Source organism: Dactylosporangium sp. NPDC049525, assembly GCF_040676755.1.
Lineage (GTDB): Bacteria > Actinomycetota > Actinomycetes > Mycobacteriales > Micromonosporaceae > Dactylosporangium.
Map to the genome: position 1 here is coordinate 81,506 of NZ_JBFAPO010000017.1, position 19,650 is coordinate 101,155.

Consider the following 19,650-nt stretch of genomic DNA (forward strand, 5'->3'; position numbering starts at 1 on the left):
CGCGCACCGTGACCGCGCACCGTGACCGCGCACCGTGACCGCGCACCGTGACCGCGCACCGTGACCGCGCACCGTGACCGCGCACCGTGACCGCGCGCCGCGACCGTGGCCGTGAGCGGTGCCCATGCGCGGTGGCCGTGCGCCGCGGCCGTGCGCGGTGGCCCGGGGTGATGGCGGCCGTTAGAGTCGGCGGGCAATGCTGGAGATCACTCGTAAGCTGATCGCCCGCCACGCCCGCGGGGTGGGCGGCGAGCATGACGTCTGGGTCCGCGCCGCGGTCCGGGCGATCCGGCGCAGCGGCGACGCCGACGACGCGAGCGCGCTGCTGCCCGTGTTCCTGCGCGACCCGGCCGCCGGCAACGCGCTGTTGCCCGTCCTCGCCTGCCACGGCGACCCGTCCACCGCGGAAGCGCTGCTCAGCGTGCACGAACGCAACCCTGAAGTGCTGCACGCCGTCGGCTACCTCGGGCACGAGGCCGCGGCGCTCATCCTCTGGGACCAGGTGCTCCGCGGCGACTGGGACGCGCAGTGCGCCGCGGTCCTCGGCCTCGTCCACCTCAGGTGCGACGGCATCGACGTCGGGGCGGAACTGCGCCGGCACGAGGGTCACGGGCTGTTTCCCGAGCTGTTGCCCGCCCTGGCGGTGAAGACCGGCGACCCGACCTGGGCGGAGCGGCTCCTCGACTGGGGCACGAACCATGCGTCGACGGACTGCAACGGTGGACTGCTGCTCGGCCTGGCGCTGCTCGGCGACGCCGGCCGGGAGGCGTTCGACCTGGCGCTGTGGAGCCCGACGTGGGAGACGTGGTCGGGCTCGACCGGGACGGTCCGCTGGGCGCTGCGCGGCGCCCTCGCCGCCGGGTTGAGCGTCACCGACCTGCGCGGACGCTTCGACGCCCACGTCGCCGCCGCGACCGACCCGCACGACCGGACCAACGCGGTGCTCGTGCTCACCGGCGTCCTGGACTGCTGGCTGGACGACCAGTGGACCGGGCTGCGCGCCGCCGCGCCGCCGCCAGAGACGAAGGAACGCGCCTACCGCCTGCTGTTCGAGGGTGACGACGCACTGGACGAGGTCGCCGAGCGGCTGGTCCGCGACGCCCGGGACGACGGGCACACCGAGGTCGAACCGGGACTGCCCATCGGCCACGTCCTGCGCCAGGTGTACGCCCTGCGCCGCCGCCTCGACGACGCGGTCCGGCACGAGGCCGAGCTCACCGCTTGAGGGTGCTCCTCGTCACCAGCCGCAGCACCCGGGCCGCGACCGACATCCTCCTCGGGTAGGACACGACCGGCCGGCGGCTGCGGATCGCGTGCATGAGCACGTCCACCGCGCGGTCGACCCCGACCATCATGGGTTTCGCCGCGCCCTTGGCCATCTTCGTGTCGACGAAGCCGAACCGGACCGCGGTGACCGCGACCCCGTGGGGGCGCAGCGCGGCGGACAGCCCGAGCAGCAGCGAGGTGAGCCCGGCCTTCGAGGCGGCATACCCGGGCGCGTCGGCGGAGATGAGCACGTCGGCGAGGCTGGACAGGCCGATGACGTGCCCGCCGCCGGCCGCGAGCATCCCCGGCACGACGGCCTCGACGGTCCGGGCCGCGCCGATCAGGTTGACCTCGAGGGCTCTGGTCTGCGCCGCGAGGTCCGCCGGGTCGAACAGCTCACCGACGCCGGCCGCGTAGACGCACAGGTCGACCGGGCCGATCTCCGCGAGGACCCCGGGGAACGCGTCGGCGGTCACGTCCACGACGTGCTGCACGATCCCCTCCCGCGGGCTGCGGGACACGCCGACGACGCTCCAGCCCTCGGCGAGCAGCCGGTGGGTGAGGGCCAGGCCGATGCCGTCGCTGTTGCCGACCACCAGGGCGCGTTTCACCCGACGAGCGTAGCGGCGGGTCCGCCGCGGGCAACGCCGCGACGGGTACGGTTCGGGTCGTGACGAGTCACCGGTTGCTGTGGGAGCAGCACACCTGCCTGCCGCTGTCGACCCGGGCGCGGGTCGGTGAGCTGCGCCGCTACCGGCGGGCCGGCGGCACGTTCGCGTCGGTCAACGTCGGGTATGCGCCGCACAGCGCCGACGAGGTCCGCAAGCTGCTTGCGGCGTTCCGCGCCGGGGTGGCACTTGAGGAGGACCTGGTGCTCGGCGACACGGTCGCCGCCGTCGACGAGGTGCACCGGGACGGCGGGATCGCGGTCGCCTTCGACCTCGAGGACTCCGGGCCGCTCGAAGGGGACCTGGGGCTCGTCCAGGAGTTCTTCGACCTCGGCGTGCGCACGATGCTGCCGACCTACAACCTGCGCAACGCCGCGGGGTCGGGCTGCCTCGACCAGGTCGACGAGGGGCTGACCGCGTACGGGCGGGCCCTGGTGCGGGAGATGAACGCCGTCGGCATGGTCGTGGACGGTTCGCACTGCAGCGTCCGGACCGGTCTCGACCTGGCGGAGGCGACCCGGCGCCCGATGGTCTACAGCCACTCCTCGATGCGCGGCCTGTGGGACCACCCGCGCAACGTGACCGACGAGCAGGCCAGGACGTGCGCCGAGACCGGCGGGGTCGTCGGCGTCACCGGCGTCGGGATCTTCCTCGGGCCGAACGACGCCTCCGTCGACGCGCTGGTCCGGCACATCGACTACGCGGTCGACCTGGTCGGACCCGAGCACGTCGGCGTTGCAAGCGACTTCCCGTTCGACCACGAGGACTTCAACCTGGAGCTGACGAGCAACCCGGAGCTGTTCCCGGCCAGCTACACCCGTTGGGGCCCGATCGAGTTCATGCCGCCGGAGGGGCTGCTGCGGGTCGAGGCGGCGCTCGAAGGCAGGGGCTACCCACCGGACGCCGTCACCGCGATCCTGGGCGGCAACTTCCGCCGCGTCGCCGCGGAGGTCTGGGGTCCGGCACCACCGCGCCGGCCCGGACCCGGCGCCACGCCCGGCGACGCGACCGGCGCGTCCACTGCCTGACCGGTCACCACGGGCTCCGGCGCACCCCGCCGGTTTCGTCGGCTGGCACGGACACGTTCACCTGCGCGTCGACTCGGTTCGATAGATCTCGGTACATGACGAATTCTCCGTTCGTAAGCCGGCGCCTGGTCCTCGGCGCGACCGCCGCGGCCGCCACCGGTGTCGCGGCGCCCAGCATCCTGACCGCGGCGCCCGCCGCGGCATTCCACCCGTCGGGTCGCCCGGTGCTCACCCACGGCGTGCAGAGCGGCGAGGTCACCGGCGACTCGGCCTACGTGTGGACCCGCGCCGACCGGGCCGGCCGCATGTTCGTCGAGCTCAGCGACCGCCCGGACTTCAAGCACGCCCGGACGCTGCGGGGGCCGGTCGTCGACGCCGCCGGCGACTTCACCGGCAAGCTCAAGGTGCCCGGTCCCCACGCCGGCGGGCGCACCTACTACCGGGTGCGGGTCGAGGCCGAGCGTTCCAGCGAGCCGCTCACCGGCTCGTTCGGCCTCCCCGACCGCCACCGCGGGATCCGGTTCGTCTGGACCGGCGACATCAACGGGCAGGGCTGGGGGATCAACCCGGACTTCGGCGGGATGCGCATTTTCCGGGCCATGCGCGCCGTCAAGCCGGACTTCTACCTGTGCAGCGGCGACACCGTCTACTCCGACGGCCCGCTCGCCGAGACCGTCACCCTGCCCGACGGGCGGGTCTGGCGCAACGTGGTCACCCCGGCGAAGGCCAAGGTTGCGGAGACGCTCGAGGAGTACCGGGGACAGTTCGCGTACAACCTGCTCGACACGCACTTCAAGGCGTTCCTGGCCGAGGTGCCGCAGCTCAACCAGTGGGACGACCACGAGGTGCTCAACAACTGGTACCCGGGTGAGGTCCTGGACGACGCGCGGTACACCGAGCGCCGCGTCGACGTGCTCGCCGCCCGCGCCAAGCAGGCGTTCTTCGAGTGGGCGCCGCTCGCCCCCGGCCCGGTGTACCGCAAATACTCCTACGGTCCGCTGCTGGACGTGTTCAAGCTCGACATGCGCACGTACAAGGACCCCAACGACGCCAACACGTACGCCGACCCGCACCGTGGCCTGCTCGGCGCCGAGCAGCGCGCCTGGCTGATCCGTTCGCTGCGCGCGTCGACCGCGACCTGGAAGATCATCGCGGCGGACCTGCCGCTCGGCCTGGTCGTGCCCGACGGGGCGACCGCGCAGGAGGGCGTGGCGCAGGGCGACGGCGGTGCCCCGCTCGGCCGCGAGCTGGAGTTCGCCGAGGTGCTGCGGGCCGCGCACCGCGGTGGGGTGCGGGGCATCGTGTTCCTCACCGCCGACGTCCACTACACGGCCGCGCACCACTACGACCCGGCCCGCGCCGCGGTGCAGGACTTCACGCCGTTCTGGGAGTTCGTCTCCGGGCCGGCGAACGCGGGCGCGTTCGGCCCGAACGCCCTCGACGGCACCTTCGGCCCGCAGGCGGCGTTCGTGCACGCGCCGCCGGTCGCCAACACGTCGCCGATGGGCGGGTTCCAGCACTTCGGCGAGGTAGAGATCGACCCGTGGAGCCGTGACCTCACAGTCCGGCTGCGCGACCTGGACGGCGCGGTCCTGTGGACCACCACCCTGGACAGCGGCCGCCACTGACCCCGTGCTCAACCCGCCCGGCAGGCCAGCCGGGCGGGACGGTCAGCGGTCCAGTGCCGTGTACGCGCCGTCGTGGTACACCAGCGGTGTCGCCGTGCTGTCGGAGTGGTGCGCGGCGTGCACCGGCGAGGCGACGACGATGACGTGGTCGCCGGCCTCGACGTGGTTGACGACCTCGCAGATGAGCACCGCGAGGACGTCGTCGAGGATGGGCACCCCGTCGGGGCCGGGGGTCCAGGTGCCGCCGGCGTCCGCGTGCTCGGCGAAACGGTCCGTGCCCCGGGCGGCGAACGTGCGGGCGACCGACTCCTGGCCGGCGGTGAGCACGTGAACGGCGACCAGACCGGCGCCGCGGACCGTCGGCCACGCGGAGGCCGCCCTGGCCACGCAGAAGGAGACCAGCGGCGGGTCCAGCGAGACGGATGTGAAGGATGTGGCGGTGAACCCCGTCTGCGGCTCGCCCGGCGCCGTGACAACGACCACGGCGGCGGCATGACGACGCAGGACGCGCCGGAACAGCCCGGAGTCGATCGCGGTAGCCGTCACCCCGTCCTCCTGTCGCGGCCCGGTGCCCTGGTTAGGAGAACCTTACCCGCGAGTACCAGATGCAACCACCGACGTCAGGCGGTCTCGCCGAACAGGCGGAGGCGGGCCATGCCGCCGTCGGGGTAGACGTCGAGGCGGACGTGGGTGGCGGGGGTGGTGCTGTCGAGGCGGAAGCGGTGCCGGGTGTCGGGTTGCAGGTCGACCCGGGGCAGCAGATCGAACCATGCCGATTCCGAGGAGGGGTCGACGGTACCGCGGAGCCGGGCCGCGCCGGGTGCGTTGCCTTTGAAGTGGGTGGTGTCGAGCTCGGCGAGGCGGATCGTGCCGGCCGCGGCGAGGCGGACGAGGACCCAGTCGTTGCCGTCGTCGCGGCGGCGGGCGGTCTCCCAGCCCTCGCCCATGACGCGGGCCTGGCCGGGCAGGATGAGGTTGTTGGCGGAGCCGTAGAAGCGGTTGCTGCAGTCCACGACGAGGCCGCCGAGCTCCAGCGCGGCCAGGTCGACGGTCATGCCGTGCAGCAGCGCCGGGTCGGCCTCGACGACGCCGTGCACGCGCAGGCGGGCGACGCCGCCGTCGGGGAAGATGTTGAGCCGTACGTGGGTGACCCGCCGGTGGTCGCTGACCTCGAAGAGGTTGCGGGTGTCGCCCTTGACCGCGGACTTCTCGACCAGGGGGAACCAGCCGGTCAGCGCGGCCGGCGCGGGATGGCCGGGGACCGCGCAGCCCTCGACGGAGACGTGCGGCGGGTAGTTGCCGGTGAAGTGGGCGGTGTCGACGACGACGCCGTGGACGGCGCCGGGGGCGCCGAGCCGCACGACGGCCCAGTCGTGGCCCGGGGTGCGGCGCCGGCGGGTCTCCCAGCCGTCGTAGACCTTGCCTTTGGGCCCGAACGTCCACGTCTCGAACGTGGACGGCTCCGGGTTCACCAGGTTGTCGCGGGCGGCGAAGAACTCGTCGTTGGCGTCGACGACGCCGCCGCCGAGGACTCTGGAGGCCAGGTCCGGCAGCTCCGTGAATGTCATCGGTCATCCTCCCGCCGCAGGAACGTCCCGTGTGGAGTGTCCCCGACCGGGACCCCCCGCAGCCAGGTGGTGTGCACCACGCCGCGCAGCGCGGCGCCGGCGTAGGGCGTCACCGGGTGCCGGTGGTGCAGGGCGGTCGCGTCGACGACGAAGGGCTCGTCGGGGGCGAACGCGACGAGGTCGGCGTCGGCGCCCGGCTCGATGCGGCCCTTGCGGCGCAGCCCGACGAGGTCGGCGGGGCCCTGCGCCATCCACCGCACCACGTCGGCGAGGGTGAAGCCGCGCTCCTGCGCCGCGGTCCACACGGCGCTGAGCCCGAGTTGCAGCGAGGCGATCCCGCCCCACGCGGCGGCGAAGTCCCCGCTGTCGCGCCGTTTCAGGTGTGGCGTACTGGGTGAGTGGTCGGACACGACGACGCCGATCGTACCGTCGGCGAGGCCGGCCCACAGCCCGTCCTGGTTGACGGCGTCGCGGATCGGCGGGCAGCACTTGAACTCGGTGGCACCGTCGGGGACGGCGAAAGCGTCGAGGGTCAGGTAGTGCGGGCAGGTCTCGGCGGTGACCCGGACCCCGCCCGCGACGGCCTCGCGCAGCAGCGGCAGCGCGGAGGAGGCCGACAGGTGCAGGATGTGCAGTCTGGCGTCCGCCGCGGCGGCGACGGCGAGGGCGGTGCCGATCGCGCTGACCTCGGCCGCCGGCGGGCGGGACGCGAGGAAGTCGGCGTAGGTGCGGGACGCGACCGCGTCGCGCAGCTGCGCGGGGTCCTCGGCGTGCACGATGAACAGCGCATCGACGCTGGCGAACGCGGTCGCGAGGCCGTCGCGGTCCAGCGGCGGGAACTCGGGGACGCCGGAGTCGACCAGGAAGCTCTTGAAGCCGAAGACCCCGGCGTCGTGCAGCGCGGGCAGGTCGGCGGCGTTGCCGGGGATCGCGCCGCCCCAGAAGCCGACGTCGACGTGGCACTGGCCGGTCGCGGCCGCCTGCTTCTCCCGCAGCGCGGCGACGGTCGTCGTCGGCGGCAGCGAGTTGAGCGGCATGTCGACGATGGTGGTGACGCCGCCGGCGGCCGCGGCTCGGGTGGCGGTGGCGAAGCCCTCCCATTCGGTGCGGCCGGGCTCGTTGACGTGCACGTGGGTGTCGACGAGCCCCGGCAGCAGCACCAGGTCACCGAGGTCCTGATCGCACCCGGCGTCGACGTCGCCGACGGCGACGATGCGCCCGTCGTGGACGGTGACGGTCGCCGGGCGTGGGCCGTCCGGGAGGTACACCTGCCGCGAGCGCAGCGTGAACGTCACAGCGTCTCCAGTTCCTCGATGGGCCGCCCCACGGACGACGCCGACAGAGCTCCACAGTGGACACCGCGGAGCAGGAAGCGGGCGATGGCGCGGGCGGTGGCGGGCTCGTCGAGGATGCCGCTGTCCCGGCGGGACAGGTAGTTGTCGAGGCGGCGACGGGCCTCCGGCAGCCCGTCGAGGTAGAAGGAGAACGTCGCCGCGTACCGGGTCGGCAGCTGCGCGGGGTGCAGGTCCCAGCCCTGGTAGATGCCGCGTTCCAGGCCACGGCGCACCAGCCGGGCGTGCAGCTGCCAGGCGGCGTGCACGGCGGCGGTGTCACCGACCGGGAGGACGTTGGTCGAGCCGTCGGCGACGTGCACGCCGGTGCCGGCGGCCGCGACCTGCATGACCGACTTGGCGTGGTCGGCGACCGGGTGGTCGAGGGCCTGGTGCGCGGGGGCGACGCCGAGTGCGGTGCTGTAGTCGTACGTGCCGTAGTGCAGGCCGGTGAGCCGGCCGTGCGCGGCGAGGATCATCTGCGGCAGCGGCGACCGGCCGTCGGCGCCGAGGACCGCCTGCGGGGTCTCGACCTGCAGCTCGAAGCGCAGCCGCCCCTCCTCCAGGCCGTGCGCGTGTTCGAGCTGCCGGCACAGCAGGACCGCGATGTCCACGTGCGCGACCGAGGTCGGCTTCGGGATGGTGACGACGAACCCGGGCGGCGGCGGGCCGAGCGCGGTCAGGACCAGGTCGAGGGTACGGGCACCGCGCAGCACCGTCGCCGGTTCCAGGCTCTTGATCCGCAGCCCGCTGAAGGGCGTCGGGGACGCGCGCAGGGCTGCACCGGCGGCCAGGGCGTGCGCGTCCTCGACGTCGTCGGGGCGCAGGCCGTAGCCGTCCTCGAAGTCGACCCGCAGGTCCTCGACGGGATCGGCGGCGAGCTTCGCCCGTACCATGTCCACTGTGGACTCGTCGAAGTCCGGCAGGCCGTGCTCGTCGATGGCCTGCAGGGCCTGCGCGCCCCAGTCGGTGACGGTGGCCGCCCCGAAGCGGTCGGCGGGCACGTAACAGGTGTGCACCGGTCGCCGCGTCACCGTGTCGTCGACCTGGCCGGGCAGCGCGGTCCGGTCGAGGTGTTCGGCGCCGGCCAGGAGCTCCTCGAGGTCGAGGTCGGTGAGTCCCATCGTCAGGTCCCCGTCAGGTGTTCGGGTCGCACCGGCACCCGGTTGAGCGCGAGCCCGGTCGCGGCGCGGATCGCGGCGACGATCGCCGGGGTGGAGGAGATCGTCGGTGGCTCGCCGACGCCGCGCAGGCCGTAGGGCGCCTCGGGGTCGCCGAGTTCGAGCACGTCGATGTGCATCGGCGGGACGTCGAGGATGGTGGGGATGAGGTAGTCGGTGAACGACGGGTTGCGGATGAGCCCATCGACGACCTGGATCTCCTCCATGACCGCCAGGCCGAGCCCTTGCGCGGTGCCGCCGGCGATCTGGCCGCGGACCGACTGCGGGTGCAGCGCCCGGCCGACGTCCTGGGCGGTGGCGATCTCCACGACGCGCACCAGGCCGAGTTCGACGTCGACGTCGACGGTGGCGCGGTGCGCGGCGAACGCATACTGCACGTGCGCGTCGCCCTGCCCGGTGCGCGGGTCGAGGGGGTGGGTCGGCTTGTGCCGCCACTCGACGGTCTCCTCGATCGGCTCGTCGGCGAGCACGTCGACGAGGTCCGCGACGACCTCGCCGCCGGCGGTGACGAGCTGCCCGCCGCGCAGCGTGACGTCGTCGCGGCCGGCGCGCCGCAGGACGGCCGCCCGGACCGCCTCGCAGGCGGCCTTGACGGCGCCGCCGGTCACGTACGTCTGCCGCGACGCTGAGCTGGAGCCGGCGCTGCCGACGCTGGTGTCGGCGGTGGCGACGGTGACCTGCTCGACGCCGAGCTCGGTGCGCACGATCTGGGCCTGGATCGTGACGAGGCCCTGGCCGACCTCGGCGGCGGCGGTGTGCACGACGGCGGCCGCCTCCCCTCCGACGACCTCGAGGCGGACGCGGGCGGTGGAGTAGTCGTCGAACCCTTCGGAGAAGCCGACGTTCTTGATGCCGATGCCGTACCCGACGCCGCGGCGGACCCCTTCACCGTGCGTGGTGTTGGCGACGCCGCCGGGCATGTGTCGCAGGTCGTCGCCGCGCGGCGGGGGCGGGTCGGCGGCGCGGACCCGGTCGAGCAGGTCCGCGACCGGTGCGGGGCCACGCACGACCTGGCCGGTCGGCATGGTGTCGCCGGGGGCGAGGGCGTTGCGGACCCTGACGTCGACGGGGTCGAGGCCGAGCGCCGCGGCGAGCTTGTCCATCTGGGACTCGTAGGCGAAGCACGCCTGGACCGCACCGAAGCCGCGCATGGCGCCGCACGGCGGGTTGTTGGTGTAGACCGCGTAACCGTCCATGACGACGTTGGGCACGGCGTACGGGCCGATCCCGAGCGTCGTCGCGTTCGCCACGACGGCCATCGACGTGGACGCGTACGCCCCGCCGTCGAGCACGATGCGGGCCTTCACGTACACCAGCCGGCCGTCACGATCGGCGCCGTGCTCGTACCACATCCGCGCCGGATGCCGGTGGACGTGGCCGTGGAACGATTCTTCGCGGGAGTAGACCATCTTCACGGGGCGGCCGGTGTGCAGCGCCAGCATGCACGCGTGGACCTGCATGCTGACGTCCTCGCGGCCGCCGAACGCGCCGCCGACCCCGGCGAGGCTCAGCCGGACCTTCTCTGGTGGCAGGCCGAGACAGTCGGCGACCTGGCCGAGGTCGCCGTGCAGCCACTGAGTGGCGATGAACAGGTCGACGCCGCCGTCCTCGGCCGGGATCGCCAGGCCGGACTCGGGGCCGAGGAACGCCTGGTCCTGCATGCCGACCTCGTACTCGCCGGTGACGACGACCGCCGCGGCCGCGGCCGGATCCCCTTTGCGGATCGGCACGTGCCGCAGCAGGTTGCCCCGGTCGTGGACGCGCTCCGACGAGTCCTGCATGGCAAGCACGCTGTCCACAATGGGCGGCAGCACCTCGTACTCCACGACGATCGCGGCGGCGGCCCGGCGGGCGGTCTCGGGGTGGTCGGCGGCGACGATCGCCACCGGCTCGCCGGAGTAACGGACCTGACCCATGGCGAGGACCGGCTGGTCGGCGTGTTCCAGGCCGTACAGCTTCTTGCCGGGGACGTCCTCGGCGGTGAGCACGGCGTGCACGCCGGTGGTGGCGACGGCGCCGGTGAGGTCGATGCGGACGATCCTGGCCCGGGGGTGCGGGCTGCGCAGCGTCGCGCCCCACAGCATCCGGTCCGCCCACAAATCCGAGGAGAACGCGAACTCGCCGGTGACCTTCAGCGTCCCGTCGGGCCGCAGCGGCGACGTGCCGATGCCCGCTTTGTTTCCGGTCGTGGTGACGCTCATCGGCTCTCCCGGAGGGTGCGGGCGGCCCGTGCCAGAGATGCCGCCACCGCCGATTCGTCCAACGTGGACAGTTCGCCGTCCTGTACCACCGCGCGGCCGCCGACCAGGAGCAGCCGCAGCGGGGCGGGCGGGCCGAAGACCAGCGCCGCGACCGGGTCCTCGATGCCGGCGTGACCGAGGCCGTCGAGGCGCCACAGCGCGATGTCGGCGAGCTTGCCGGGTTCCAGCGAGCCGAGCTCGTCGTCGCGGCCGAGGCAGCGGGCGCCGCCGATGGTGCCGAGCGCCAGCGACTCACGGGCGGTGAGCGCCGCCGGCCCGCCACGCAGCCGGGCCAGGTACAGGGCCTGGCGCAGTTCGGCGCCGAGCTGCCCGGCCTCCTGGGACGCGGCGCCGTCGACGCCGAGGCCGACGGGGACGCGGGCGTCGAGCAGGTCACGGACGGGTGCGATGCCCGCGCCGAGCCGGCCGTTGGAGCTCGGGCAGTGCGCGACACCCGTGCCGGTCGCGCCGAGTTTCTCGATCGCGCCGGGGTCGAGGTGCACGGCGTGGGCGAGCCACACGTCGTCGCCGAGCCAGCCGAGCGACTCGGCGTACTCCACCGGCGTGCAGTTGTGGATCTTCCGGCAGTACTCCTCCTCCTCGATCGTCTCGGCGAGGTGGGTGTGCATCCGCACGCCCTCGGCGCGGGCCAGGTCCGCGGCCTCGCGCATGAGCCGCGGCGTGACGGAGAACGGGCTGCACGGCGCGACCGCGATGCGCACCATCGCACCCGGCGACGGGTCGTGGAAGCGGTCGATCGCGTCCTTCGTCGCGGCGAGGGCCGCGTCGGTGTCCTCGACGACGCTGTCCGGCGGCAGGCCACCGTCCTTTTCGGACAGGTCCATCGACCCGCGGCAGGGGTGGAAGCGCAGCCCGACCGCCGCGGCCGCGTCGATCTCCGCGGCGAGGATGTCGCCGCCGTCGCGGGGGAACACGTACTGGTGGTCGGTGCTGGTCGTGCAGCCGGACAGCGCGAGCTGGGCGAGGCCGGCGGTTGCGGCGGCGTGCACGATCCCGGCGTCGATGCGGGCCCAGACCGGGTACAGCTCGGTGAGCCAGCCGAACAGGATCTCCTGCTGGGCGTAGCCGCGGGTGGCCGACTGGTACAGGTGGTGGTGGGTGTTGACGAGTCCGGGGGTGGCGAGGCAGCCGGTGCCGTCGAACCGGGTCGCGCCCGGTAGGCCCGCGTACGCGCCGGGTCCGACCGCGACGATCCGGTTGCCCTCCACGACGATGTGCCCGTCGGTGTACTCGGTGCCGGCACCGTCCACGGTGGACACCGCGCAGTGTTCGATGACGATCATGCGCCGGCCGCCAGTTTCACCGCTGCGACGATGTTCTCGTAGCCGGTGCACCGGCACAGGTTGCCCGCCAGGGCCTCGCGGATGTCGGGGTCGCTGGGGCTCGGGTTGCGCGCCAGGAGGTCGTGGACGGCCACGACGAGGCCGGGGGTACAGAATCCACATTGGACGGCACCGGCGGTCAGGAACGCCTGCTGCACCGGGTCGAGCCCGTCCGTGCCCGGCAGGCCCTCGACGGTCCGCACGTCGCGGTGCTCCGCCTGGCCGGCGGCGACGAGGCAGGCACAGACCGGGGTCCCGTCGAGGTAGACGGTGCAGGAGCCGCATTCGCCCTGTTCGCAGGCGTTCTTCGCGCCGGGCAGGCCGAGGCGTTCGCGCAGCACATAGAGCAGGCTCTCCCCCGGCCAGACGTCGTCGGCCTGCCGGGCCTCCCCGTTGACGGTCAGGTTCACGCGCATCGGTGCTCCTCCCAGGCCCAGCGCAGGGTGCGGCCGCCGAGGACGGCCAGGGCGTGCCGGCGATACGCGGCGCTGCCGCGCACGTCGTCGATCGGTCGGGCGGCCGCGCCGACGAGCTCGCCGAACCGCCGCACCAGCGCGTCCGGCAGCGGCGCGCGGTCGTCCCAGGGCAGCTCGGCGGCCAGGGACTCCGCGTCGGTGGCACGCAGCGGGGTCGGCCCGGCCGAGCCGATGCCCGTGCCGATGCTGCGCCGGGCCGGGTCGAGCGCGACGGCGAACGAGCAGACCGCGATGACCATCGCGTTGCGGGTGCCGACCTTCGCGAACTGCTGCGGTCCGGTCGCGGCCGGCACGAGGAACGCGGCGATGAGCTCGTCGGGTGCCAGGACACTGCGCTTGGGACCCTGGAAGAAGTCGGCGACGGCGACGGTGCGGACACCCCGCACGGAGCCGACCTCGACCTCGGCGCCGGTGGCCAGCAGCGGCGGGTGGGCGTCGCCGGCGGGTGAGGCCGAGCCGAGGTTGCCGCCGACGGTGCCGCGGTTGCGGATCTGCGGCGAGCCGACGGTCCTGGCGGCCATCGCCAGCCCGGGCAGGCGGCCGCCGAGCTCGTCGATGATCCGCCGGTAGGTGACGCCGGCGCCGATCCGCAGCCGGTCGCCGTCGGTGGCCCAGTCGGCGAGCGGCGCGACGCGGGTCAGGTCCAGCAGGGCGGGTGGCCGGCGACGGTCGAAGTTGAGCTCGACCATGATGTCGGTGCCACCGGCGATCGGCACTGCGTCGGGGTGTTCGGCCTTCGCGGCGAGGGCCTCGTCCCAGGTGGACGGTCTCAGAAACTCCACACGACCTCCTCGGCGACATCGTCGTCGCGCCGGACGGAGCCTTCGATCAGCCCGTAGGGCCGGTCGGCGGCGTAGTACACCTCATTGGGGTTGTCGAGCCCGAACGGCGCCAGGTCCACGAGGAAATGGTGCCGGTTGGGCAGCGACAGCTTCACCTCCACGACCCCGGGGCAGGCGGCGAGCACGGCGGATCCCATGGCATACAGGGTCTGCTGCAACGCCAGGCTGTGCGTGTCCGCGAACGCCGCCAGCAGCGCCGCCCGGGCCGTGTCGTAGGTGTCCTCGGGTTGCGGCCCGGCGTGCCGCCAGGTGGCATTGACGCTGGTGGCGAGGATCCGGTCGCGGGTCTCCGGCAGGGTCGTCCAGGCGTCCTTGACGAAGCCGTGGAACTCCGAGTCGGTCGTCTTGAGCAGCACCAGGCCGGAGACCCCGGAGACGACCTGGGTGCTGTCCGCGCAGTGGTGGACGGTGGCGGTGCGGACCTCGCCGCCGTCGCGCCGGAAGGTGTGTGCGCCGTCGACCGGCTGCCACGGGTACTGCTCGATGATGACCCGCGCGCCGTGGATGCTCGGCTGCGAGTCGACGAAGTGCCGGGCGAGCCGGGTCGCGAAGGACTCGATGCCGTCGATGCCGTGTTGCCTGGCGAACGCGTAGACGGTGTTCTTCTGCGTGTCCGTCGGCAGGACCGCGGCGTTGTCGCCGGTGAGGTGGCTGGCGGCCAGGTCGCCGCGCAGCGAGACGCTGACGTTGAGGTCGGTCAGTTCGTCGCCGTCCGGACCGCGGGTCACGCGCACGATGCGGGTCTCGGCCTTGCCGTACTGGTTGGGCCCGAGCGCGAAGGTCGGCACGTCTCAGCTCCCTCGGTAGGTCGAGTATCCGAACGGGCTCAGCAGCAGCGGCACGTGATGGTGCCGGTCGTCGGCGACCGCGAAGACGATGGTGACCTCGGGGAAGAAGTCGGAGGCGAACTCCGTCTCAAGGACGAGCCGGTGCCGACCGGCCTGCAACGGTGTTTCGAGCCGCCATCTGCCGTCGGCGTCGGTCACCCCGGCGTGCGTGCCCGAAGGGGTTTCCAGGCGCACGGGCACACCTTTGACGGGCAACCCCTTCGAGACGTCCAGGACATGCGTGGAGAAGCTCACGCCGTCACCTCTGCTGCGCTTCGGTGCCGGCCTGAGCCCAACCTGCCATTCTGATTCGCTGCGCTGCGCTCGGCGCCGCTCATGTGACGAGCCGCTCGAGGCGTAGCTCCACGATCTTGCGCAGCTCGCCGCGCACGACGCGCCGCTCGGTCTCCTCGTCGTTGCCGAGCCGCCCGCGGGCCGCGGCAAGGATCTCGTCGGCCGACTTGCCGCTGGCGAAAATGAGGAACAGGTGGCCGAATCGGTCCTCATAGGCCTGGTTGGCGGCGGCGAGCTCGGCGTCGGCGCCCTGGACGCCCGACTGCTCGCGACGCGACCAGGCGGCCTCGGCGGTGTCGCCGGACGGACGCTCGCCGATGCGCGGGTGCGCGGCGAGGACCGTGGCCAGGTCGGGCCAGGTCAACTCGTCGAACGCGGCGACACCGGCGACGACCAGGTCGGCGGATGTGGGATATGGGCGGTGGTCGGCCACCCTGGCGGCCCAGCCGGGCAACGCGCAGCAGGCCAGCAGGGCCTCCTGCGCCGCGGCGGGCGGCAGACCGTTGAACCGGTCGAGCATGGCCCCCCTCTCACTATCCCCGGCACCCTACTCCGGGGATGTTTCATGTCTAGATCTTGTCGCTTTTCTTGTTTTTTATCCACGTTTTCTCCGGTACCTCGGAGCCCTGCCAGTTCACGGGGTGCGTGGCAGACTCGAAGGATGCAGTTGCGGCCGGAAATCGAGCTCATCGAGGTGTCGGGCCGCTCGCTGCGGATCGTCGACGCGCACCTGATCACCGCCGATGGCCCGGCCCGGCCGATCGGCCACGACCTGCCCGACCGTGGGGTCGAACTGACCGCCGGACCTGGCGGCTATACGGCCCGCTGGTCGCGCAACGCGGTGAGCCTGCCGGGCATCGCCCGCGCGTTCGTCGGCGGCGCCGCGGGCGGGGCGCTGTTCCGGCTGCTCGGCCTGCCCGGTGCGGTCCTCGGCGCGGTGATCGCCGTCGGCCTGGCCCGCAGCGCCCGGGATCGCCCGACGACCGTGCCCGACCCGACCGTCTCGGTCGAGGAGGACGGCGCCGACCTGGTCCTGCGCTCCGCCGACCTGCCGTCGCTCATCTTCGCCGTGATGGAGCTGACCGGCGCCACCGGCCCCGTCACCGTGAGCCCCGCTCTGAAAACCGCGGAGCTGCTCGAAGGCGGTTCGGAGACCGTACGGCTCGACGACGTCGGCGGCCTCGACGACGTCGTCGCCCAGTTCCGCGACGTGGCCGTGTCCTTCCGGCATCCCGAGGTGATGGCCCGCTGGGGCGCCACCAGGCCCCAGGGCATCCTGCTCTACGGCCCGCCCGGCACCGGCAAGACGATGCTGGCCCGCGCCCTCGCCAACGAGATCGGCGGCGACCTGCGCGAGATCCGCACCCCGGAGATCCTCGACAAGTGGGTCGGCAACTCCGAGAAGAACATCCAGCGGATCTTCGCCGACGCCCGGCGGCTGCGCCACCCGACCGTCCTGCTCTTCGACGAGTTCGACTCGATCATCAGCTACACCGGCGCCGCGTTCGACGCCGCCGGTCAGATGATCAACGCGGTGGCGGGCATCTTCAAGCAGGAGATGAACACTCTCATCGAGCACAACCCCAACGTCATCGTCGTGGCGACCACCAACTTCCCCGACCGGGTCGACGCGTCCCTGGTCCGCTCCGGGCGCTTCGACCTGAAGCTGTCCGTCCCGCCGCCCGGCCCGCAGGCCCGCGCCGACATCCTCACGAAGCTGCTGCGGCGGCTGATCACACGGCACGAGGTCGGCGGGTTCCGGCTGTTCGCCGACGACCTGGACGTCACGGCCCTCGCCGCGGCGTCGACGGGGCTGACGGGCGCGGACTTCAAGGAGGCGCTGCGGCGGGCGCAGCTGGACAAGGCGATGCACGAGGCGCGGCACGGCACACCACCGTCGCCGATCACGCAGGCCGACCTGCTCGCCGCGGTCAGCGCCGTCCGGACCTGACGCAGCCGGACCTCGCCGCCACCGGGCCTACGGGTTGCGGACGAACGGGGTCGTGGTCGCGAGTTGCTGGAAGCCGACGCGGCGCAGGATCGGGCGGCTGTCGGCGGAGGCGTCGACCTGCAGGAACCGGTATCCGGCCGCGGCGGCGAGCGCGGCGCGGTGGGCGACGAGCGCGCGGAAGACACCACGGCCGCGCCAGTCGGTGACGGTGCCGCCGCCCCACAGGCTGGCGAAACCGGTGCCCCCGTGAAACTCCACGCGGCCGGCGCAGATCGGGCGGTCGCCGGCCATGACCACCGCGGCGGCGATCGAACCGGGGCGGTCGGCGAGGCGGGCGGTGAGGTCCTTGCCGATGCGGGAGTGGTCACCGCCGAAGACCTCGTCATGGACGGCGACGACCAGGTCGACGCCGGCGGCGTCGGTGACCGCCTCGATCCTGGTGCCCGCCGGGAGGGTCACGTCCAGCGACAGGTCGGCGAGCTCCGCGAAGAGCAGCCCCTCGGCGGGGTCGGGCTCGAACCCCGCGGCGAGCAGCCGCTCGGGGAGGTCCGCGGGGCGGTCGTAGGAGTAGTGCTTCCACTCCCACGGCTGCCCGAGCTGGCCGAAGCGCTGCACCTGCGCGCCGATGACCGCGTCCGCGTCGAGGCCCTCCAGGTCGCACCAGGAGATCCCGTGCCAGCCGTCGCTGGCCGAGACGACCCGCACGATGCCGGGCTCGCGCTCCACGACGGTGCCAGAGTCGGCGCCGACGCGCGGCTCCTGGCGGATCTTGCGGTCGAACTGGGCTAGCACCTGCTGGGGGTCCACGCCTCAAGACCACACCTTCGAGGATCGGTGTGCAAGCGGTTTGCAGCGTCAGCCGGTGTAGGTGCCGACCAGCTCGATCGTGCCGACCAGATGCTCGTTGAGGGCGCCGACATCCTCGGCGGGAATCCACAGTTCCAGAATGTTGCCGCCGCCCGCGCGTTTGGTGGGGTACCGGCGGGCGAACGGCGTCTCGACCCGGAACCGTGTGACGTGACCGACGCCGGACGCGGGGACGTTCCACTCACGGGCGATCTGCGTGGCGTAGGCCTCGTTGAGGACCGGGTAGAAGATCGGCTGGTCCGGCAGGCGCGGCGGCCACCGGCGCCAGCCGGCGGCCTCGACCAGCCGCAGCTCCTGCGGTCCGACGGGGCGCCAGAGGGTGGTCGTGCCGGCGGCGTCCTCGACCCGGCCGGCCAGCAGGTGCGCGGCGAGCCTGGCCACGTCGGGATCCGCGGCCGGCGCGGCAAGGTCCTCGACGAGGACGGCGAGGACGGCGTCGCCGTCGAGCCAGCGCAGCGCGGCGGTGTCGTCCGGGTCCGAATGTTCGATGACGTGGGCCAGTGCCGCCCCGTCGAGCCGGTACGCGGCGCTGCCCGCGGTGTGCCCGCAGGCCGCGGCGAGCGCCGGCGGCCAGCCGGCATCGGCCCGGACGAACTCGCCGCCGACCGGGCCGATGCCGTATGCCTTCACCACGTGGTGCAGTCTCGCATCACGCGTGCCGGCCCCGTGGCCGGGTGAGGACCGGCACGAGGCTCAACGCCAGGCCGACCACCGCGATGCCGGTGACGAGGTTGACGCCGGGGTGGAACTGGGTGAAGTCGCCGGATCCCTTGCCGCCGCCCGCGACCAGGGCGGTGACGACCGCGAGGATGAGGGCCGCGCCGACCTGGCCGGAACTCTGCACCAGACCGGAGGCCAGACCCTGCTCCTCGTCGGCGACGCCGTCGGTGGCCTGGGCCATGATGGAGCTGAAGCCGAACGCGAAACCGCCGCCCAGCAGCAGCATCGTCGGCAGGATCGCGACCAGGTAGTGCGGCGCGCTGCCGGCGGTGAGCAGGAACCAGCCGTAGCCGAGGCTCATCGACAGCATCGACGCGACGATGAGCCGTGGGGTGCCGTAGCGGTTGATGAGCCCGCCGACGAACGGCGACCCGAATGCGACGAGCAGGCCGGCGGGCAGCAGGGCGAGCGCCATCTTCAGCGGCGACCAGTGCAGCACGTCCTGCAGGTACAGCGTCATCATGAACTGGAAGCTCAGATACGAGCCGAACAGCGCCACCATGCTGAGGTTGGCCCGCACGATCGAGCCGACCCGCAGGATGCCGAGGCGGATCAGCGGGTGCGCGACCCGCCGCTCGATGAGCACGAAGCCGACGAGCAGCGCCGCGGCGACGACGGCGGAGGCGAGCGTCACCGGGTCGAGCCAGCCGCGGTCCGGCGCGGAGACGACGGTGTACACCGCCAGGAGCATGCCGCCCACGAGCGTCGCGGCGCCGGCAAGGTCGTGCCCGCCATCGGCGGCGGGCTCGTCCCTGGGGATGAGGGCGATGCCGGCGACCAGGGCCGCGATGGCGAGCGGCACCGGGATCAGGAATGTCCACCGCCAGCCGACGCTGGTCAGCAGGCCGCCGAGGATCAGCCCGGAGCTGTACCCGCTGGCGCCGAAGACCGAAAAGACCGACAGTGCCCGGTTGCGGGCCGGCCCCTCGTGGAACGTGGTGGTGAGGATCGACAGGGCGGTCGGCGCGGTGAACGCGGCGGCGAGACCCTTCACGAACCGGGTGGCGATGAGCAGGGTGCCGTCGTCGACGAGGCCGCCGACGAGGGACGCGACGGCGAAGACGCCGAGCGCAACCAGGAAGACGCGGCGCCGGCCGAGGACGTCGGCGGTGCGCCCGCCGAGCAGGAGCAGGCCGCCGTAGCCGAGGACGTAACCGTTGACGATCCACTGCAGCGAGGTGGTCGACAGGCCGAGTTCGGCGCCGATGGACGGCAGCGCGACGCCCACCATCGACACGTCGAGGCCGTCGAGGAACAGCACGGCGCAGAGCACCGCGAGGACTCCCCACAGTCGCGGGGTCATCGTCGCGTGGGTCTCCGGCGTGGTGGTGGTGCCTGGGGCCGGGAGGGTCGTAGTCACGGGACGGAACACTAGATGCGTGTGCATCCAATGTCTACGCACTAATTGCTAGTGCATTTA

Annotated in this window: 19 protein-coding genes; 4 read left to right on the forward strand and 15 right to left on the reverse strand. The window is 73.1% G+C overall.

Features of this window, described 5'->3' with window-relative positions:
• Positions 1 to 196 precede the first annotated feature (196 nt).
• Positions 197 to 1,225 carry a hypothetical protein gene (locus AB0K00_RS24440; protein ID WP_363523808.1) on the forward strand — a complete coding sequence of 343 codons (1,029 nt, stop codon included), beginning with the start codon at positions 197 to 199 and terminating at the stop codon, positions 1,223 to 1,225.
• Here AB0K00_RS24440 and AB0K00_RS24445 read toward each other — a convergent pair.
• On the reverse strand, positions 1,215 to 1,877 hold the full coding sequence (locus AB0K00_RS24445) for an SDR family NAD(P)-dependent oxidoreductase (protein ID WP_363523809.1): 663 nt from the start codon (positions 1,875 to 1,877) through the stop codon (positions 1,215 to 1,217). The genes AB0K00_RS24440 and AB0K00_RS24445 overlap by 11 nt on opposite strands.
• Before the next feature lie 59 nt (positions 1,878 to 1,936).
• Here AB0K00_RS24445 and AB0K00_RS24450 point away from each other — a divergent pair, with 59 nt between their 5' ends.
• Positions 1,937 to 2,962: a membrane dipeptidase gene (locus tag AB0K00_RS24450; RefSeq protein WP_363523810.1), complete on the forward strand. Its 1,026-nt coding sequence runs from the start codon at positions 1,937 to 1,939 to the stop codon at positions 2,960 to 2,962.
• Positions 2,963 to 3,057: 95 nt separating this feature from the next.
• Positions 3,058 to 4,590 (forward strand): alkaline phosphatase D family protein, encoded by a 1,533-nt coding sequence (locus AB0K00_RS24455; protein ID WP_363523811.1) that lies wholly within the window; start codon positions 3,058 to 3,060, stop codon positions 4,588 to 4,590.
• 42 nt (positions 4,591 to 4,632) lie between these two features.
• Here AB0K00_RS24455 and AB0K00_RS24460 read toward each other — a convergent pair whose 3' ends face one another.
• The 11 genes from AB0K00_RS24460 to uraD all read right to left on the reverse strand — a co-directional run bounded on the left by AB0K00_RS24460 (position 4,633) and on the right by uraD (position 15,212).
• Positions 4,633 to 5,136, reverse strand: coding sequence for a flavin reductase family protein (locus AB0K00_RS24460; RefSeq protein ID WP_363523812.1), 504 nt, complete (start codon positions 5,134 to 5,136; stop codon positions 4,633 to 4,635).
• A 74-nt stretch (positions 5,137 to 5,210) separates the two neighbouring features.
• On the reverse strand, positions 5,211 to 6,158 hold the full coding sequence (gene alc, locus AB0K00_RS24465) for an allantoicase (protein ID WP_363523813.1): 948 nt from the start codon (positions 6,156 to 6,158) through the stop codon (positions 5,211 to 5,213).
• Positions 6,155 to 7,453 carry an allantoinase AllB gene (gene allB / locus AB0K00_RS24470; RefSeq protein ID WP_363523814.1) on the reverse strand — a complete coding sequence of 433 codons (1,299 nt, stop codon included), beginning with the start codon at positions 7,451 to 7,453 and terminating at the stop codon, positions 6,155 to 6,157. Before allB ends, alc begins: the two co-directional genes overlap by 4 nt.
• A complete protein-coding gene (locus tag AB0K00_RS24475; RefSeq protein ID WP_363523815.1) occupies positions 7,450 to 8,613 on the reverse strand; it encodes a hypothetical protein in 1,164 nt (387 codons plus the stop codon). The genes allB and AB0K00_RS24475 overlap by 4 nt, the downstream gene beginning before the upstream one ends.
• Positions 8,614 to 8,615: 2 nt before the next feature.
• Positions 8,616 to 10,871, reverse strand: a complete 2,256-nt coding sequence (gene pucD, locus AB0K00_RS24480) for a xanthine dehydrogenase subunit D (protein ID WP_363523816.1) — start codon at positions 10,869 to 10,871, stop codon at positions 8,616 to 8,618.
• Positions 10,868 to 12,214 carry an 8-oxoguanine deaminase gene (locus AB0K00_RS24485; protein WP_363523817.1) on the reverse strand — a complete coding sequence of 449 codons (1,347 nt, stop codon included), beginning with the start codon at positions 12,212 to 12,214 and terminating at the stop codon, positions 10,868 to 10,870. The genes pucD and AB0K00_RS24485 overlap by 4 nt, the downstream gene beginning before the upstream one ends.
• Complete coding sequence (locus tag AB0K00_RS24490) at positions 12,211 to 12,669, reverse strand: (2Fe-2S)-binding protein (RefSeq protein ID WP_363523818.1); 459 nt, start codon at positions 12,667 to 12,669, stop codon at positions 12,211 to 12,213. The genes AB0K00_RS24485 and AB0K00_RS24490 overlap by 4 nt, the downstream gene beginning before the upstream one ends.
• Entirely contained in the window at positions 12,660 to 13,511 is an 852-nt protein-coding gene (locus AB0K00_RS24495) for a xanthine dehydrogenase family protein subunit M (protein ID WP_363523819.1), read from the reverse strand. The genes AB0K00_RS24490 and AB0K00_RS24495 overlap by 10 nt, the downstream gene beginning before the upstream one ends.
• A complete protein-coding gene (gene pucL, locus AB0K00_RS24500) occupies positions 13,499 to 14,359 on the reverse strand; it encodes a factor-independent urate hydroxylase (RefSeq protein ID WP_363523820.1) in 861 nt (286 codons plus the stop codon). The genes AB0K00_RS24495 and pucL overlap by 13 nt, the downstream gene beginning before the upstream one ends.
• Before the next feature lie 3 nt (positions 14,360 to 14,362).
• Positions 14,363 to 14,653, reverse strand: coding sequence for a hydroxyisourate hydrolase (locus tag AB0K00_RS24505; RefSeq protein WP_363523821.1), 291 nt, complete (start codon positions 14,651 to 14,653; stop codon positions 14,363 to 14,365).
• Between the two features lie 79 nt (positions 14,654 to 14,732).
• Positions 14,733 to 15,212: a 2-oxo-4-hydroxy-4-carboxy-5-ureidoimidazoline decarboxylase gene (gene uraD, locus AB0K00_RS24510; protein ID WP_363523822.1), complete on the reverse strand. Its 480-nt coding sequence runs from the start codon at positions 15,210 to 15,212 to the stop codon at positions 14,733 to 14,735.
• 141 nt (positions 15,213 to 15,353) lie between these two features.
• Between uraD and AB0K00_RS24515 the strand changes: the two genes are divergently transcribed.
• Complete coding sequence (locus AB0K00_RS24515; RefSeq protein WP_363523823.1) at positions 15,354 to 16,643, forward strand: ATP-binding protein; 1,290 nt, start codon at positions 15,354 to 15,356, stop codon at positions 16,641 to 16,643.
• 27 nt (positions 16,644 to 16,670) lie between these two features.
• On the opposite strand, the gene AB0K00_RS24520 is transcribed toward AB0K00_RS24515, so the two are convergent.
• The 3 genes from AB0K00_RS24520 to AB0K00_RS24530 form a co-directional block, all read right to left on the reverse strand.
• A complete protein-coding gene (locus AB0K00_RS24520) occupies positions 16,671 to 17,450 on the reverse strand; it encodes a GNAT family N-acetyltransferase (RefSeq protein WP_363523824.1) in 780 nt (259 codons plus the stop codon).
• Positions 17,451 to 17,498: 48 nt separating this feature from the next.
• Complete coding sequence (locus AB0K00_RS24525; protein WP_363524045.1) at positions 17,499 to 17,867, reverse strand: hypothetical protein; 369 nt, start codon at positions 17,865 to 17,867, stop codon at positions 17,499 to 17,501.
• A 292-nt stretch (positions 17,868 to 18,159) separates the two neighbouring features.
• Positions 18,160 to 19,590 (reverse strand): MFS transporter, encoded by a 1,431-nt coding sequence (locus tag AB0K00_RS24530; RefSeq protein WP_363523825.1) that lies wholly within the window; start codon positions 19,588 to 19,590, stop codon positions 18,160 to 18,162.
• Between the last annotated feature and the right edge of the window lie 60 nt (positions 19,591 to 19,650).